This is a genomic window from Nocardiopsis codii (assembly GCF_036327455.1).
GTDB classification, from domain to species: Bacteria; Actinomycetota; Actinomycetes; order Streptosporangiales; family Streptosporangiaceae; genus Nocardiopsis; species Nocardiopsis codii.
In genome coordinates, this window is record NZ_JAUZMY010000009.1 from 103,737 (window position 1) to 120,666 (window position 16,930).

13 protein-coding genes are annotated in these 16,930 nt (G+C 70.2%); 4 read left to right on the forward strand and 9 right to left on the reverse strand.

Annotated elements, in window-relative coordinates; all coding sequences use genetic code 11:
- Positions 1 to 205 precede the first annotated feature (205 nt).
- The 4 genes from ligA to mnmA all read right to left on the reverse strand — a co-directional run bounded on the left by ligA (position 206) and on the right by mnmA (position 6,018).
- Positions 206 to 2,482 carry an NAD-dependent DNA ligase LigA gene (gene ligA / locus Q8791_RS11370; RefSeq protein ID WP_330091607.1) on the reverse strand — a complete coding sequence of 759 codons (2,277 nt, stop codon included), beginning with the start codon at positions 2,480 to 2,482 and terminating at the stop codon, positions 206 to 208.
- Positions 2,483 to 2,531: 49 nt separating this feature from the next.
- A complete protein-coding gene (locus tag Q8791_RS11375) occupies positions 2,532 to 3,581 on the reverse strand; it encodes a methionine synthase (protein WP_330091608.1) in 1,050 nt (349 codons plus the stop codon).
- 590 nt (positions 3,582 to 4,171) lie between these two features.
- The gene (locus tag Q8791_RS11380) at positions 4,172 to 4,777 is read right to left on the reverse strand and encodes a DedA family protein (protein ID WP_330091609.1); all 606 of its coding nucleotides are present in this window, start codon (positions 4,775 to 4,777) and stop codon (positions 4,172 to 4,174) included.
- 152 nt (positions 4,778 to 4,929) lie between these two features.
- Positions 4,930 to 6,018, reverse strand: a complete 1,089-nt coding sequence (mnmA, locus tag Q8791_RS11385; protein ID WP_330091610.1) for a tRNA 2-thiouridine(34) synthase MnmA — start codon at positions 6,016 to 6,018, stop codon at positions 4,930 to 4,932.
- A 176-nt stretch (positions 6,019 to 6,194) separates the two neighbouring features.
- On the opposite strand from mnmA, the gene Q8791_RS11390 reads away from it, so the two are divergent.
- Positions 6,195 to 7,361 carry a DUF695 domain-containing protein gene (locus Q8791_RS11390; protein WP_330091611.1) on the forward strand — a complete coding sequence of 389 codons (1,167 nt, stop codon included), beginning with the start codon at positions 6,195 to 6,197 and terminating at the stop codon, positions 7,359 to 7,361.
- Positions 7,362 to 7,506: 145 nt separating this feature from the next.
- Positions 7,507 to 8,451 (forward strand): hypothetical protein, encoded by a 945-nt coding sequence (locus tag Q8791_RS11395; RefSeq protein WP_330091612.1) that lies wholly within the window; start codon positions 7,507 to 7,509, stop codon positions 8,449 to 8,451.
- 24 nt (positions 8,452 to 8,475) lie between these two features.
- Here Q8791_RS11395 and Q8791_RS11400 read toward each other — a convergent pair whose 3' ends face one another.
- Positions 8,476 to 9,333 (reverse strand): ion transporter, encoded by an 858-nt coding sequence (locus Q8791_RS11400; protein ID WP_330091613.1) that lies wholly within the window; start codon positions 9,331 to 9,333, stop codon positions 8,476 to 8,478.
- 470 nt (positions 9,334 to 9,803) lie between these two features.
- Between Q8791_RS11400 and Q8791_RS11405 the strand changes: the two genes are divergently transcribed.
- Positions 9,804 to 10,355 (forward strand): thymidine kinase, encoded by a 552-nt coding sequence (locus Q8791_RS11405; RefSeq protein ID WP_330091614.1) that lies wholly within the window; start codon positions 9,804 to 9,806, stop codon positions 10,353 to 10,355.
- 57 nt (positions 10,356 to 10,412) lie between these two features.
- Here Q8791_RS11405 and Q8791_RS11410 read toward each other — a convergent pair whose 3' ends face one another.
- The 4 genes from Q8791_RS11410 to Q8791_RS11425 all read right to left on the reverse strand — a co-directional run bounded on the left by Q8791_RS11410 (position 10,413) and on the right by Q8791_RS11425 (position 15,363).
- Positions 10,413 to 11,165, reverse strand: coding sequence for a hypothetical protein (locus Q8791_RS11410; protein ID WP_330091615.1), 753 nt, complete (start codon positions 11,163 to 11,165; stop codon positions 10,413 to 10,415).
- On the reverse strand, positions 11,158 to 12,243 hold the full coding sequence (locus Q8791_RS11415; protein ID WP_407941988.1) for a C40 family peptidase: 1,086 nt from the start codon (positions 12,241 to 12,243) through the stop codon (positions 11,158 to 11,160). Before Q8791_RS11415 ends, Q8791_RS11410 begins: the two co-directional genes overlap by 8 nt.
- A 92-nt stretch (positions 12,244 to 12,335) precedes the next feature.
- Positions 12,336 to 13,007, reverse strand: a complete 672-nt coding sequence (locus Q8791_RS11420; RefSeq protein ID WP_330091616.1) for a hypothetical protein — start codon at positions 13,005 to 13,007, stop codon at positions 12,336 to 12,338.
- Positions 13,008 to 13,026: 19 nt separating this feature from the next.
- Positions 13,027 to 15,363 carry a type IV secretion system protein gene (locus tag Q8791_RS11425; protein ID WP_330091617.1) on the reverse strand — a complete coding sequence of 779 codons (2,337 nt, stop codon included), beginning with the start codon at positions 15,361 to 15,363 and terminating at the stop codon, positions 13,027 to 13,029.
- 638 nt (positions 15,364 to 16,001) lie between these two features.
- Between Q8791_RS11425 and Q8791_RS11430 the strand changes: the two genes are divergently transcribed.
- Positions 16,002 to 16,562: a hypothetical protein gene (locus Q8791_RS11430; protein WP_330091618.1), complete on the forward strand. Its 561-nt coding sequence runs from the start codon at positions 16,002 to 16,004 to the stop codon at positions 16,560 to 16,562.
- The last annotated feature ends 368 nt before the right edge of the window (positions 16,563 to 16,930 follow it).

Consider the following 16,930-nt stretch of genomic DNA (forward strand, 5'->3'; position numbering starts at 1 on the left):
CTATCAGTTAACCAAGGTGTCGGTCTCACGGGGAGGGGGACGCACAAAATGGAACGCCGACCCGCCGTGACCCCGGGAACTGACCAGGCTGTTCACCGAGGTACGGACACGGGTTCGCCCGGCCTCGCGGTCGTCCCGCCGCCTCCCCGCCGCGAGGGTGCGGGCCCCGATTTCCGGACCGGGGCGAACCCCCGCGACACCTCGGCTACGCGTCGGCCGCCTCGGGACCCGCGCCGGCGGCGGAGTCCTCGGTGCTCGCGCCGACGGAATCCGCCCCGTCCTCGGGCGAGCGGTTGATCCGCGCGGCGACCGCCGCGTCGGCGCCCTCCCGCAGGAGCACCCCGAACCCCTGCTCGTCCAGGACCGGCACACCCAGCTTGACGGCCTTGTCGTACTTGGAGCCGGGGCTGTCGCCCACCACCACGAAGCCGGTCTTCTTGGACACCGACGCCGTCGCACGTCCGCCGCGCTCGGCGACGGCCTCCTTGGCCCCGTCGCGGGTGAACCCCTCCAGGGAGCCGGTCACCACCACGGTGACCCCGTCCAGGAACCGCGAACCGAACTCGGGCTCCTCGTCCTCCATGCGCACCCCGGCCGCCGCCCACTTGCGGACGATCTCGGTGTGCCAGTCCACGGAGAACCACTCGCGGATCGACGCGGCGATGGTCGGTCCGACCCCGTCCACCGACGCCAGTTCCTCCTCGGTGGCCTCACGGATGGCGTCCATGGAGCGGAAGTGACGGGCGAGGTCCTCGGCGGCGCGGGGGCCGACGTGACGGATCGACAGCGCCACGAGCACCCGCCACAGGGGCTTGGCCTTGGCCTCCTCCAGCTGGTCGAACAGCTTGTCGACCGTCTTCTTGGGCTCGCCCTTGAGGTTGGCGAAGAAGGACACCACCTTGGGGTCGCCGGTCCTGGGGTCGGTCTTGGGCTCGGTGGTGTCCGGGTCGAGCACGTGCGTGCGGATGGGCAGCAGCTGGTCGACGGTCAGGTCGAACAGGTCGCCCTCGTCCCGGAGCGGGGCCTGGGCGGGCTCCAGCGGCTGGGTCAGGGCGGTGGCCGCCACGTAGCCGAGCGCCTCGATGTCCAGCGCCTTGCGGCTGGCGATGAAGGCCACCCGCTCGCGCAGCTGCCCGGGGCAGGAGCGGGCGTTGGGGCACCGCAGGTCGACGTCGCCCTCCTTCTGCTGGCCGAGCGGGGTGTCGCACTCGGGGCAGCGCTCGGGCATGACGAACTCGCGCTCGCTGCCGTCGCGGCGGTCCAGGACCGGGCCGACGATCTCGGGGATGACGTCGCCCGCCTTGCGCAGCACCACGGTGTCGCCGATGCGCACGCCCTTGCGGGCGACCTCCTGGGCGTTGTGCAGGGTGGCGAACTCGACCTCGGACCCGGCCACGACCACCGGCTCCATGACGCCGTACGGGGTGACGCGTCCGGTCCGGCCCACGCCCACCTTGATGTCCACGAGCCGGGTGGTGACCTCCTCCGGCGGGTACTTGTAGGCGATCGCCCAGCGCGGGGCGCGGCTCGTGGAGCCGAGCCTGCGCTGGAGGGCGAAGTCGTCCACCTTGATGACGATGCCGTCGATCTCGTAGGCGGGCTCGTGGCGGTGCGCCGCGTAGTACGCGACGTACTCGCGCACCGCGTCCATCGTCTCCACGACCTTGTAGCGGTCGCTGAGCGGCAGCCCCCACTCCCCCAGCAGCGCGTAGGCCTGCGACTGGCTGGTGAACGCGACGTCCGCGCCCCCGTCCGCGGCGGGGGTGTACGCGCCCACCCCGTGCACGATCATCGACAGCGGCCGGGTGGCGGTGACCCTGGGGTCCTTCTGGCGCAGCGAGCCGGCGGCGGCGTTGCGGGGGTTGGCGAACGGGGTGTGCTCGCCCGTCTCGGCGATCCGCTTGTTGAGGGCCTCGAAGTCCTCCACCGGGAGGAAGACCTCACCGCGCACCTCCAGCAGCTCCGGGGCGGGGCGCACGTCCTCGTTCAGCCGCTCGGGCACGACCCCGATGGTGCGGACGTTGAGGGTGATGTCCTCGCCCACGCGGCCGTCGCCGCGGGTGGCGGCGCGCACGAGGCGGCCCCGCTCGTAGACCAGGTCGACGGCCAGGCCGTCGATCTTGAGCTCGCAGAGGTAGGCGCCGACCGGGACCTCGGCGGCGGAGCGGTCGCCCCAGGCGTTGAGCTCGTCGGTGTCGAAGGCGTTGCCCAGGCTCTCCATCCGCACGAGGTGCTCGACCTCGGCGAAGTCCACGCTGATGGGGGCGCCGACCTTCTGGGTGGGCGAGTCCTGCGTGATCAGGACGGGGTGCCGGTCCTCGATGCCGCGCAGCTCGCCCATGAGCGTGTCGTACTCGGCGTCGGAGACGATCGGGTTGCCCAGGTAGTAGCGGTAGCTGTGGTCGTCCAGCTCCCGGCACAGCTCCTCGTGGCGGGCGCGTACCTCGTCGGGGATGTCGGTGGTGTTGTCGGGCGCGCTCACTCGCTGCCTTTCTGCTGCTCTCGTGCTCACCTGTCGCGGTCGCGGACTCTCAGGACGCCTGTCTGCGGGGCTCGTCCCGCAGCACCCGGGCACCGGCTCGCGACGCGGTGAGGGCCGCGCGCGCGTGCCCCGGTGAGGCGCCCGCCAGTCCGCACGTGGGTGTGGTGACCACCGCGCGGGAGAGCAGGTCAGGGGTGATTCCCAACCGGTTCCAGAGGTCGCGAACAGGATCAACGGTAGCGGCCGGGTCGGACATTCGAGCGGCTTGCGCGGGGGTGCCCTCGGTGGCCGGGACCACCCCCAGGAGGAGGCCGACACCCGCCTCGACGGCGGTGCCGACCATCTCGTCGTGGGCGCGGGTGAGGAGCAGCGCGTCGAGGCTCAGGACGGCGGCGCCGCTGCGCCGCAGGAGGTCGACGGGCACCGCGGGGTCGCAGCAGTGGGCGCCGGGGACGGCGCCGGTGCCGGCGATCGCGGCGAAGAGGGTCCGCAGGACGCCCTCGGCCCGGACCCTGTCGACGGGCCGCAGCCGGCTGAGCCCGCTGGCGGTTGGCAGGGAGCCGAGCAGGACGGAGGGCAGGGAGGGTTCGTCGACCTGGACGAGGAGCCGGGCGCCGGGGACGCGTCCGCGGACCTCGGCGATGTGCGCGAGGACGCCTTCGAGGTGGGACTCGGCGAGGTCGCGGCAGGCGCCCGGGTCGGCGACCAGCCGCTGGCCGTTGCGGAGTTCCACGGACGCGGCGAGGGTCCAGGGGCCGGCGACCTGGATCTTGAGGGTGCCGGTGAACGCGTGGGCGTGCTCGGTGAGGGCGTCGAGGTCGTAGGACATGAGGCTGGTCGCGCGGGCGATGTCGCGTCCGGGGGTGTCGGCGACCCGCCACCCGCTGGGCTGCACCTCGACGGGGAGGTCGACCAGGAGTCCGGCGGTGCGGCCGACCATGTCGGCCCCCACGCCTCGTCCGGGGAGTTCGGGGAGGTGGGGAAGGGCGGGGAGTTCGCCGAGGATCGTGCGGACGGCCTCGTCGGGATCGTCTCCGGGCCAGGAACCGACCCCGGTCGAGGAGGCGTCTGGCCAGGGGTAGGACTGCTGTTCGCTCACGCTGCCCAAGGTTAGGGCAAGGGGCGCCGGGGGGTGTTGCCGCCGACCCGCACTGGCGTGGTGCGGGTCGGCGCCCGGCACGGCGGTCACCGTCCCCTCCCGTGGTTCAGGACCGGGGCTCTCTCGTCGGGGGCGTGGCGGACGGTCGGCTCCACGTGCGCGGGGTCGGGGCGGACGGGTCCTCGCACGGGTCCTCCCGGGGTCGCGGTGTCCTGGTCAGCGGTTGCCGCCGGGGCGGAACGGCCGCCGGGGGTGGGGCACCGGGCGCGGCTGGGGGTGGTTCCGGCGCCGCTGGTCGGTCCTGGCGCCCGGAAGGCCCCGTACGGCGGGGGCGGGCGTCGTCCGGTGCTCGGCGGTCGGTGCGACGACCGGGAGGTACGGCGCGGTGAGGGGGACGGCGGTGGGGCGGACTCGCATGAAACTCTCTCTCATACAGCTTGATCCGTAGTACTTCTCTTGAAGTGGTTTGAATGTAGTACTACACACGGAGTGGTGTCAATGCGCGGAGAGGACAACGCCCGGGAACGGCGAAAAGGGCCCGACCGTCGAGGTCGGACCCTGGGAGGAGAGCCGGTGGGAGGGGCGGGGCGTCAGGCGGGCCGCGCGGCCACGGCCTGCGCCCGGCCGTCACCGCGCTCGTCGCGCGGGTCGGACGCCTCGGCCTCGGCCGGGGCCGTCGAGGAGGCGGGGGAACCGCCGGTCCGGTCGTCGTCGGCCCTCCTGGCGGAGGACCGGGCGCGGCGCCCGCGCAGCACGAGGACGCCCACGAGCACACCGGCGGCGGCCACGACGCCCAGGGCGGTCCACGGCGAACCCAGGAAGAGCTCCAGCCAGGTTCCGACCACGCCTCCGATGATGACGCCCCACAGGCCCGCCCAGATCAGGCAGCCGACGAACATCGCGGCGAGGTAGCGCGGGAAGCGCATCCTCATGGCGCCCGCGGACAGGTTGACGGCGGTCTGCACGCCGACGGTGCAGAAGCTCAGCGTCACCACGGGCGCCCCGTAGCGGTCGATGCGCCGCCGGGCGGCGTCCAGCCGCGGGCCGAGCCTGGCGCCCACTCGGCTGCGCGTCACACCCGCGCCGAGTCCGCGGCCGATCCAGTACGTGGCCTGGGCGCGGCACAGGATCACGCCGAGCAGCGTGAAGTAGACGATCCAGAAGGGCTGGCCGTCGAGGAAACCGAACTCTGGCATGGGCAAGCTCCCTAACCTCAGCCAGCAACTATGCTATGCCTAACCTAACTTCGACAAGGGGTCGCAGGTCACCGGTCGAGTGCTTCGTCCCACTCCCCGGGTCGGGCCGGCCGGCCCCTCGGCGAGGTCCGCGCGGTGCCCCGGCCCGGGTCTCAGACGGAGGCCGCGGCCCGCGAGGTGGAGGCGATCGTCGCCGAACCGAGGACGGCGTCGCCCTCGTAGACCACCACGGCCTGGCCCGCGGCCACACCCGTGGCGGGCTCGGCCAGCCGGACGACCAGCTCCTCGCCCTCGGCGCCCTCGCGCTGCCACACCGTCGCCGGGTAGACCTCACCGTGGGCGCGCAGCTGCACGTGGCACTCGGTCGGCTCCGCCAGCGGCTCGCTGCCGCTCCAGACCGGCCGCACACCGGTGATCCGGTCGACGCGCAGCGACTCGCGCGGCCCCACCGTGACGGTGTTGCCGACCGGCTCGATCGACAGCACGTAGCGCGGGTTGGGCGAACCGCCCAGCCCCAGCCCCTTGCGCTGGCCGATCGTGAAAGTGTGGGAGCCGTTGTGCGTGCCCACGACGTTGCCGTCCTCGTCCTGGATCGGACCCGGCTTCTCACCGATCCGCCGGTTGAGGAACCCCGCCGTGTCTCCGTCGGCGATGAAGCAGATGTCGTGGCTGTCCGGCTTGTCCGCGACGGACAGCCCCCGCCGCTCCGCCTCGGCCCGCACCTCGTCCTTGGTGCAGTCCCCCAGCGGGAAGAGCGCGTGCTCCAGCTGCCCGGCGTCGAGCACGCCCAGCACATAGGACTGGTCCTTGGCCTGGTCGACGCTGCGCACCAGGCGCCCGTCGATCTTGCGGACGTGGTGGCCGGTCGCCACGGCGTCGAAGCCCAGCGCGACCGCCCGGTCCAGCACCGCCTCGAACTTGATCTTCTCGTTGCAGCGCAGGCACGGGTTGGGCGTGTTGCCCGCCTCGTACTCGGCGACGAAGTCCTGCACGACCTCGCGGTCGAACTCCTCCGACATGTCCCACACGTAGAAGGGGATGCCGATGACGTCCGCCGCGCGGCGGGCGTCGTGGGAGTCCTCCACGGTGCAGCAGCCGCGCGCACCCGTTCGGTAGGACTGTGGGTTCTTGGAGAGTGCCAGGTGAACGCCGGTGACGTCGTGGCCCGCCTCGGCCACACGGGCCGCGGCGACCGCGGAATCGACCCCGCCGGACATGGCGGCCAGTACACGCAAAGTCATAGTGGGTCCAGCGTATGCGCCCGCCGGAGGTCGCGGCCACGCATATCCGGGCCCCGGGCACGCCGGGGCGGGGCGCGGCGCGGACGGGAAGCGCGGCGGGGCGCGGACGGGCGCCGCCGGGGACGCGCCCGCCGGCGAGGGCGAGGGTGGTCGCCCGGTTCTGCGAAAATCAGGGCATGGCTCTGTTCCGTCGTCGCCGCTCCGCCGACCCCACCTCGTCCGTCACCGCGTTCTGGGACTCGTGGCCCTCCACGCGCGAAGTCCTCGCGGGCGCGGTCGACGAGGACCGGCCCGCCCCCTCCGAGGTCTCCGAGCGCGTCACCGCGCTGGTCCGGGCGATCCACCCCGACCTGGACTGGGAGGTGGGCCCCGCCCCCAAACGGCAGGGCGGCCTGGAGGACATCGACCTGTCGGCGGACACCGACCCCGACAAGCTCCTCGAGCAGCTGGCGGCCCTGGACGACCCGTCCAGGCTCACGGACGGCCCCGCCTACGCCCTCACCCTGCGCCCCGGCCCGTCAGAGGAGGCGCGCATCCAGTCCGAGCGCTGGGCCCGGTCCGCCCCCGAGGACCCCCAGTGGCTGTTCCAGCCGGTGCGCCCGGCCGACCACGAGCGGCTGTCCTCCGTCGTCCGCTGGGACGACCACGAACTCGACCTGTCGCACGTGTCGGTGTCCATGCGGGTGAACCAGGGGACCGGCCGGATCGAGGTGGGCGTGTACCACCCGGACAACATGTTCCTGTCCCAGGAGACCCGCGAGGGCGTCGCCGAGCACGTGACCATGCTGGCGCTCGGCGAGGACGACCTGGTCCGGTGGATCGGCCGGATGGCCCCGCTGGACGAGCCCCCGATGGACCCGCTGCCGCCCACGTCGATGCCGTCCGTGGTCCACCAGATGGCCGACCTGCTCGGCGGCTCCGGCGGCTGGGCGACCCTGCACGGGCGCATCCCCATCCAGGGCGCGGTGGAGATCATGCTCCGCCACCCGCTGACCCGCCGCGACTTCCCGGCGTTCTCCCTGTTCGTCCAGGTGGTCGTGCCGTACACCCACGCGGACGAGGACAAGCTGCCCACCGGCGCCTCCGCCACCGCACTGGCCGACCTGGAGGCGCGCGTCGCGGGCGTACTCGGGGACAACGGCGCGCTGTTCATGCAGCAGACCGTCGGCGGCCGGCGCGACTACCGCTACTACCTGGACCCGGACTCGGGCGTGCTGCCGGAGTTCGAGGCCGTCCTGACGGACTGGCCGGAGGGCGAGGTGAAGCTGCGCAGCCAGCTGGACCCGAACTGGTCCCAGTTCAACGCCGCGCGCAGACCGTTCCGCCGCCAGCTCGGCGAGTAGGCCGCCGACCCCGGGAACCGGATCCCCGACCGGCCCCGCACCCCGTCGGGGCGCGGGGCCGGTCGGGGATCCGGGGCAGCCCACCTGGCGTCCTGACCTCGACAGGCGTAACGTTTCTCCCAGCCAGGAGAATGGTTCGGGTCTGATGGACGGTGTACTGCCGAGAGCGCCCACGGGCCGGCCCCGGGCAGCCGCGGTCGGCGCGATCTTCACCCTGTGCCTCGTGGGAGCTCCGCTGATGTCGCTGTTCCCGGTCGGGGTGTGGGACACCGCCCGCGCCCTGGCGATGAGCGGCGCGGGCCTGGGGGTGCTGCTGCTCGCCCCCGTGGTCGCCGGGGTCATCCTGCTGATGGCCTGGCTGGGAACACAGTGGTTGAAGAGGGCCGGTGTGAACTTTCCGGCCGCGTCCGCCTCCCTCGTGACGGCCACCGCCATGGTGACGCCCGTCGTCGTGGCCTATCTCGCCCCGGAAGCCACCCCGCTGCCCGCCGGATCCACCGCCGGCACCGCCCTCGTCACCGCGGCCGTCATCACGCCGGGCATGGGCGCCGCCATGCTGGTGCGGCGACGGCCCGACCGCCGGCAGCCCGGGGTGTTCCCCGCCGTCCTCGTGGTGGCCGCACTGCTCACCTCACTGCCCTCCGTGTCTGACCTGGGGCGCGCGGAGGCGGCCGACGAGCGTTCGCGCGCGCGGATCATGTCGTACGAGCGGCCCCTCGCGGTGCTCGACCACCCGGACTGGGCCCTGACCCAGGCGCACGAGGTGCACGACGGCCTCCGGCTCACCTACCGCGACCGGGCCGGGGATCCCCTGCACATCGTGACCTGGGGCGCGACGCGCTCGGAGCAGCCGGACATCCGCGACGGGTGCGAGCTCTCCGGGACGTGGTGCCGCGACCTGGACGGCGCGGTGGTCGTGCACCACGGCGACGGCCACCCCAGCGAGCTGCGCCTGCGCCTCGACGACGGCACCGTCGCGAGCGTCCTTCCGGAGCCGGGGACGGCGGGCGGCCTGCCCGACACCTCCCGCGGCCTGCGGACGGAGCGGCCGGGAGAGCGGGAGCTCCTCGCCGAGTCCGTCACCGGGTGAGCCGGGGGCTGCCCCGGGGCCGCCCTACCGTCCGGGCGGCTGCGCGGTGTCCCCGCAGCGAGGGCCGGCGGCCTGTTCCAGGGCGGGGCCGCCGTCGCGCTCGACCAGCATCCTGTTGAGCTGTTCCACCTGCTGTCCGAGCTCCGTCAGGCGGGCCATGACCGCCTCGTGTTGGACCTCCTCGATCTCCTGGTCCTCGGCCCAGCGGCTCTCGCTCACCTCCTGCTCCATGGAGGTGACGATCACGCCGATCACCAGGTTCAGCATGATGAACGCCGTCAGCACGATGTAGAGGACGAAGAAGACCCATCCGAGCGGGTGCTCCTCCAGTACGGCGTCGGAGACGTCCGGCCAGTTCTCCGTCGTCATCAGCAGGAACATCGTGTACAGCGACGTGCCCAGGTTCCCGAAGAACTCCGGCACGTCCTCGCCGAACAGCTGCTGGGCGATGATCCCCGAGGTGTAGATGACCACCAGGAGCAGCCCTATGACCGTTCCCATCCCCGGGACGGCCTTGAACAGGGCGGTGATGATGATCCGCATCTGCGGTACCGCGGTGATGACGCGCAGGATCCTGAGGACCCTGAGGATGCGGAGCACCGCGAACGGACCGGTCGCCGGAACGAGGGAGATCGCGACGACGAAGAAGTCGAACCAGTTCCAGCCGTCGCGGAAGAAACTGCCCCTCCACGCATAGAGCTTGAGGGCCATCTCGACGACGAACACACCGATGACGACGCGTTCCGCGGCGATGAGATACGGAAGTGCCGAACCTCCATAGGTAGCCCATCCCAAAATCACCGCATTGACCAGAATCACCACGAGCATCGTGTTGGAGAACCACCGGCTCTCGACCAACCGGGTGACCTGATCACGCCGCAATGTCACTTCCCCCTCAGAAATTCCACCCCGAATTCGGACTCCAATGACCTGAATATATCGAAGTGGACTCGGTCGCTTTCCGGCGCACCACCCGTGGACCGGTCGGTCACGCGTCTCCGCACCCCGGCGAAGCCGTCGCGCCCGGTGCCACCGTCCCAGACGGGTCGCCTCGCGGCGCGGTGCCCACGCGGCGTCCACACGGACTCGGAGGCGGCCACAGCCACGGGGAACCGCGGGTGGAACATCCCACACACCTGGATCGCATCCCGGTGGGCCGGATCCCGCACATGACGGGAAACGCCGCACGCGGCGGGGCTCCGCCCCTGCCGGGAGAGCCCCTTCCGAAGGGTGGGACGTCCGAAGGCGGACGGTGGTTCGGGGCCCGGGGCCGACCGCTGATATCTTCACAGCTGGCCACGGCAGGAGTCCGACCCGTCGACAGCGCCGGAGCCCGCGACCCAGGAAGAGACATGGCGGAGCTGAAGTACTTCACCGGTTCGATGAACTCGGGCAAGAGCACGATGGCTCTCCAGGAACACCACTCACGCGGCGGTGAGGGGGTGCTCTACACGAAGCAGGACCGCGCCGGAGCGGGCATCATCTCGTCCCGCCTGGGACTGGAGTCCCCCGCGATCGAGGTCGGGGACCACCTGGACCTGTACGACGACGTCGCCGACCGCAAAGCCCCGTACGTGATCTGCGACGAGGCCCAGTTCCTGTCCTACAAACAGGTCGGCCAGCTCGCGGGCGTCGTGGACGGCATGGGGATCGACGTCTACTGCTACGGGATCCTCACCGACTTCCAGGGCCAGCTGTTCCCGGGCTCCAAGCGCCTGGTCGAACTCGCCGACAAGATAGAGGTCCTACCGGTCTCCGCGAGGTGCTGGTGCGGCGGCCGAGCCACACACAACGCACGCGTGGTGGACGGCGTCATGGTCTACGAGGGCGCGCAGGTGCACATCGGCGGCAACGAGTCGTACGCGACCCTGTGCCGCCACCACTTCATGGCCGGAGTCGCCTGACCACCGTCTCATTCGAGTCTATTCAGCCAGGCCAAGAGGAACTGGACCTTCGGTTATTCATCCCGGAATCATGCTTCCCAGGTCGTTATCCAAGCGACTGTCCAACTTCATGATCTCGTACGAGAACTCGGCCACTGAAGCCCCGTCTTCGGCAGTGAGGTTGATCATGAAAATACCACTGCGCTTCCTTCCGAGCACAGAAAAAGCATTCCCCATTCCGCTTTCCGGAACCCCATAGAAATAATAGGCTTCATCGACCATATCAAACCGCCCACTCTCCTCGACCGCGAACTCTGCCCCCTCAGCGTCCGCCAGCCAATCCTGAAGATCGACCTCAGCCAATTCATCGCGATCATCTTCCGGCGAGTAGATCACGGCACGGTAAGTAAAATCAAATTCCCATGGAACAACGTAGGTCGCTTCTGGGCGCACAATCCCACCACACGAACCCGAGCGCACCAGGTCATCACTCCCCGGAGGGCCGCCGCCGATGGATTCATCCCTCGGTGACTCAGAGCCGGATGTAAGACTCAGCTGGATCGAACTGATTGAGTCGATTATTTCACAGAGGTCAAAATCTTCTTCCCGGAACTCATCGCGCGGAGCGGATGGCCGAGCAGCAACGGCCCCACCCCCCGGAGGTGCTTCAGTTTCAAACCCCGAGGAAAGAGCTGAAAGGAATGTTCCAAAGATAGCGACAACGAGACCGAAGACCGCTAGCCCAGCCAGGCTTCCGCACCCGAAGACCGCGACGGCGGCCCTCCACCCGTGCAACCCCTGCTTCCTGGGCGGTGCCTTCTCGTCAACCACGGTTATCCTGTGCCTCCAACTGGGCGCGCACGTCCGGATGTTCGAGCGGTCGCGTGAATCCCACAATGTCCGAACGATTGGGGTCATCGTACTCGCGCACCGCGATCGGCCCACAGTTGGTACACCAGGCCTCGACCATCAGCCCGTCGCCGATCACCATTCCCATGTGCCCGGGACCAGGCGGTTCCCCCGCCCGGGTCACGTCGAAGAAGACCAGGTCGCCGGGCTGCTCCTCACCGATGGGAATCTCGGGGCCGAAGTTCCACTGGTCCTGGGAGACGCGGGGGACGGTGACGCCGATGCTCTCGTACGCCTTCATCGTCAGCCCTGAGCAGTCGTAACCGGCTGGACCGGTCCCGCCCCAGATGTACGGCTTCCCCCGCTGGTCCAGAGCCCAGTCGATCACCGCCTGGGTCAGTTCGTCGGGGGCGCGTCCGATGAACGCCCCGTCCTGGTCCAGCTCGCACAGGACGGCGGTCCGGATGGAGCCGGACGTGTCGAACTCGCCTCCGGCGTACTGTTCGGCCCACTCCATCACGTCGTCCACGTACCACCAGGCGTGGTTGTAGCCGAAGATCGCCTGGCGGACGTCGTCCTCCAGACCGTGCGCGATCAGGTAGTCGGCTGCGGCGGGGATGGCGTCCGCAGGATCGTAGACGTTGACGATCCCGTCCTCGTTGCCGTCGACCCCGTAGCCGGTCTCCGGCCGCTCCTCCACGGGCTGGACGGGTTCGCCACCCCAGCTGTTGCCCGCCGCCGATCCGTCGAGGGAGCCGAACTGCATCGGTCCGGCCGCCCCCCAGTCGTTGTGCCCCTCGGTGATTCCCGGGCCCTCCCAGCGCCCGTGGTGCGACTCGACCTGACCGACCCCGGCGAGGATGTTCCAGGGAATGCCCTTCTCCTCCCCTACCTCCTGGTAGATCTCCAGGTAGTTCTCCGGGATGGAGTCCATGGCGTAGCCGCTCGCGTCGGGCTGTTCGGCGTCCGCGTTCGGGGTGCAGACGAGCCCGCTCGCCATCAGGGAGCCGACCTGCTGGGTGGACGTGGTGATGACCGGGATCACGAACATCGCCAGCATGACCGTCAGGGCGACCGCGACCACCGCCGTGACAGCGACCCAGAGTCCTGCCGCTCCCCTGTCCGAGGATGAGGTGAAGGCGAACACGTGGACTACTCCTCGCCGAACTGGCCCGCGTCGGCGGGCTGGAAGTCGAAGACCTGCCAGGAGCCGCCGCTCCGGACGACGGTGACCGCGAACTCCCCGAGTTCCTCGTCGAACTCGGCGTTCGCCGTCTCGGTGATGGACTGGGCCGTCACGACGAAGGTGATCGAATCGCTGCCGTAGGTGCGCACCGAGTCGACCTGCGCCCTCCCCTGCGCGACGGCCTCCGCCTCGGACATCTCGTCCCAGAAGGCCCCCGCCCTGCTCGCGTCCACGAGCACCCGGGCGTACTCGTCCGTCGCCAGGGCCTCCATCGAGGCGTAGTAGGACTCGGGGGACCCGGTGTAGTCGATGGTCCCGTAGGCCTCGGCGAACGTCCGAGCCGTCGCCCCCGCCGCCCTGAGCTCCTCCTCGGAGAAGGGGAACCAGTCGAGGACGTCCACGTCCTCCTCGGCGGTGGTGTCGATGGGGCTCGGAGCGACCGTCGACAGCGCGCCGGGCTCCGCGGGCTCGGCGGCCCCGCTCTGGGACGCCCCCGGCTCCTCCGGGGCCGCGGCGGGCTCCTCCTCGCCACCTCCCCCGAAACCGCCGAAACTGAGATAGAGCCCGAACACGACCAGCACGACTATCAGGCCGATGAAGACAGCCCGCTGAGCGCGTTCGGGGAGAGGGTTGGGCATGGTTCGGGGCCTTTGTCCGTCAGTCGTCGTTCAGCCAGAAGGGGACGTCACGCTTGCGGTCCCTCGTGCCGGAGCCCCGGCTCTCCCCCCAGAAGGGGGTGATGGGCGCGTTGTCCTTGTTCTTGCCCGACCCTGTCAGCCACCCGCCGTCACCGTCGCCCCGCCCCCGTCCTTCGCCGGAGGGTGCGGGACGGGCCGGTCGCTGCGGGGCGGGGCGCTCGCGCCTCTCCCTGGGTGTTCCCCAACGCGATCCGCGCGCGTCCAGGGCGCCCCGGGCGGGGGTGTCCTCGCGACCGGTGAAGATGCCCCGGCCCGTGCTCGGATCGGGCCGGTCGGAGCCGGCCGCACGACTGTTCCCGGACACCGGGGCCCCGCCACCGAACACGGAACCGCCTCCACCGCTGTCGCGCCGGTCGGAACCGCCGCGTCCGCCGGCTCCGGTGCCGAACACGGCCGCCCATCCGCTGTCCCCGGTACCGGTGTACCCGCCGCTCGGCCGCGGCGGGATCGATCCGGCCCGCGCGTTGTCGAGGCTCGGCGCCTGGTTGCCGTCGCGGCCCACACCCCCGGCACGCGTTCCGGCCGCACCGCTGTGGCTCCTCGTGACGTTCAGCGGAGGAGCGTCGCCGTCCCCCCGGACCCGCCCGTACCCGCCGCCGCGCGCACGGACGCCGTCAGCGCGCACGGGAACGCCGTCGGCCGGGACCTCGTCGCCGACGCCCGTCTCCGTTCCGGTTCCGGCGCCGGGAACTCCTCCGCCGCCGGCGGGGACCCCCGCAGCTCCTGCGGCGATCTGCGGTGCCCGACGCAGCCCCCAGGCCTGTGCCTTCAGGTTGGCGACGGGTGGGAGGACCATCGCGCTCCTGCCGAGCGCCTGGCTCTGAGCTGCGTCACTCACGATCCGCGAGGTGAAGCTGTTCGCGTTGACCGAGGCGAAGAGGTAGGCGAACGGCTTGCGGTAGAGGAACAGTGCCACCGTGAACAGGGCGAGGAGGATCATCTGCAGCCCCCAGCCGAGACTGGTGGACATGACCATTCCATAGCACATGACCAGCAGGGATATCAGGAGTACGACGAAGATCTGCTTGAGCAGGAATCCGATCATCAGCTCCACCCAGCGCAACAGGACCATGCGCCCGTACCCCGGATGAATGCCGATGAGCAGGAAGATGGGAGCGAAGAGGAAGAGCAAGAGGAAGGCGATCTTCAGGACGATGAGCGCCACGGAGCCTGCGAGAATCAGCCCACCAGCGAAGACTGACGCAAAGAGCGCGAGAGTCGCAATACCAAGACGACTGCCCTGGTCTTCCCCTGAGAAAAGTGGATAGACACTGGGGTAGTACTCTTGAACATCCGCAGCGATAGCTTCGTAGGATGCCTGCTTCTCCTCAAACAGCTCGTTGGCGTCGATGTCCTCGTCCGCTATCTGCTGTTGCTCGATTCGACTGACCGCCTGCGCTGCCACCAGGTCGGTTCCATGAATATGAGAAGCGGATTCAGCTATGTCGCCGTTACCGAACTGACCGGCGACCCACGGCTGGCAGACCAGGCTCGACCACAGCATGTCGGCGTTCCGCCTCACCTGGAAGTCCGACTCGGACTCCCAGTCAGCCCTCTCTGGCGGCTCCGCTCCGGAGGGGCACGTTCCCGACCCTCCCCCGTAGGGGACCTGACCGACAGCACTCGTCACCAGCTGGCTTCCGGAGTTCACCAGTCCGCTGGCCATGCCCATGATCTGGGCCGGGTTGATCATGATCCACAACCCGAGGGCCGTGGCGCCGATCATCCAGATGGTCGACTCGATCGTGAGGGTCATCCGCTTGCGGATGAGTCCGAACCATCCGAGCCACAGGGCGCCCAGGATGACGACCGTGGGGATGAGCGGCCGCCAGATGCCCTCCCGGAGCGTGACGACCACGTTCTCGACGAGTTCGTTGAAGCTCGCGAGCAGTCCGTCCGAGGTCGCCGCCTGGTAAACGGTGATCGTCGACTGGTTGATGGTCTTCGAGAGGTCCCACGCGGTGTTGGCGAGCGTGGCCTGGGCGCCGTTGCTGATCCCGTCGACGCACGATTCGGTGATCATGTGCCATTGCTGGCCGGCGGTGCCGTACTGCCCGTACATGCTGGCGTCGGGGGGCAGCCCGTCGGGCGCCCCGGCGATGGCCGACTGCGACTGCGGGGGGACGAGGAGGCCGTCGGACCCGCTGCCCGCGGATTCGGGGAGCGGCGCGGGCTCGCCCGGGCAGAGCGGGTTGGCCTGGGCGCCTGTGAGCGGTAGCAGGAGGAGGCCCGACAGCATCAGGAACGTCATCAGGAGGCGTCGCCATCCCCGCCGTCGGACGTGCTGATGCGTCATCTGCTGGCTCCTGCGTCGTGTGTTCGTGCGGGGACGATGGCAGACACCGGGACCTGAGCGCCGGTCGCACACGCACGCGTACCACTGCTCCGTGCGCGGCGGTGCGCGACCTCAGGGCCCCCGCATGTCTTTACCCCATCCTCTATGGTGCGCCATCACCGGGTTGGGAGATGGGTACAACGCGATGGGATTTCCGGTTCTCCCGCTTCCGGCAGCCAGACCAGCAGACACAAAAGCCCCCTTTCGCCCTGTTTTCGCAGGTAGAAGACATGAACGGCCTTCCGGAACACCCAAAATCCGCAAGGCCACAATTTTCTCTCCACCAGGCGACTATGAGGGGCATCACACTCGGTTTCGCGATCAAAAGTGGACACTTTGCTACCAATCGGACTGGCACCCGGTTCCACTCTGGTCTTCCGTGGGCTCCCGAGATCTCATTGGCGCACGGCCGAAACCACACCCCCCCGCGCCCCCGTCCAACAGAGTCCCGGCGCCACCACCGCCGGGGCTCCGCGACCACCGGCGCCAGACGACCCCGCCCAGCCCCGACCGGAGGCCGAAGCATGACCGTTCCGCCGCCAGGCCAGCCCGATCCTTCCCGCGGCACCGGACGCCCCGCCGCCCCTCACCTGCCCGTGGTGAGCGTCACCGTGCTCTTCGCGAGCGCGATCCTGTACTCACTGGCCACCACGGGGGTGCTCCTGGTGGTCGGCGCCTTCCTCCTGTTCGTCGTCACCAGCGGGGCGGCGGCGTCCGCCGCCCTGGCCGCGACCGCCCTCGTGGTGCTCGCCGTGGCCCACACCGCCCTATTCGCGGTCCTGCGCCGCACCGACCTTCCGCGCCCCGGGACCACCGCCGCCCTGCTGACGGCGTCCGTCGTGCTCGGGCTGCTCCAGACGGCTCTCATGTACCTCTGGTTCGACGTCGGCCGGGGCGGGGGACCGCTGTTCGCCGCCGGACTCCAGGGAGCGGCGGTCGCCCTCGCGCTGAGCCTCTCCCGGGGCCGCGGGATCGGCTGGGCGGCCGCGGCCGCGGCCCTGGCCGTGGCGTCGCTGCTGCGCCTGCTGGTCACGGGAGGCCTGGACACGGCCTCCCCGCACCTGGAGGTCCACGACCGGCCGGCTGCCGCCACCGCTCCTCCGCACGAGGTCGCGGCTCCGGACGCCACGGCTGAAACCCCGCCACATTCGTCACTATGAGTTATTGCAAGTATCCGTGAGTGGCGAAAGGCGTCGGAAGTACGGGACGTCGCCGACCTCGTTCCACGGGGCCCGGAAAAGGACGCCCGGACGCCGAATCATGGCCAAGGTCAGTAATGACCCTGACCAGGTCTCCCACCTCCCCGGACGGCTTCTCCCCGCGGGACCGGGCCGCTGGTCGGAGATTCCGTCGCACCGCACCGGTACCGTGGTCACTGTCCTAGGAGGCCCCTGGAACCCCCTGAATCACACACCTGTGGCGGTGACCACTTTCGGTCACCTCCCGTCGGCGCCCAGGGGCGGAGGGCCTTCCGGATTACAGTGAGAACCATTCGGAAAACGGCGGCGAGCACCGCATGGCGCGGCGG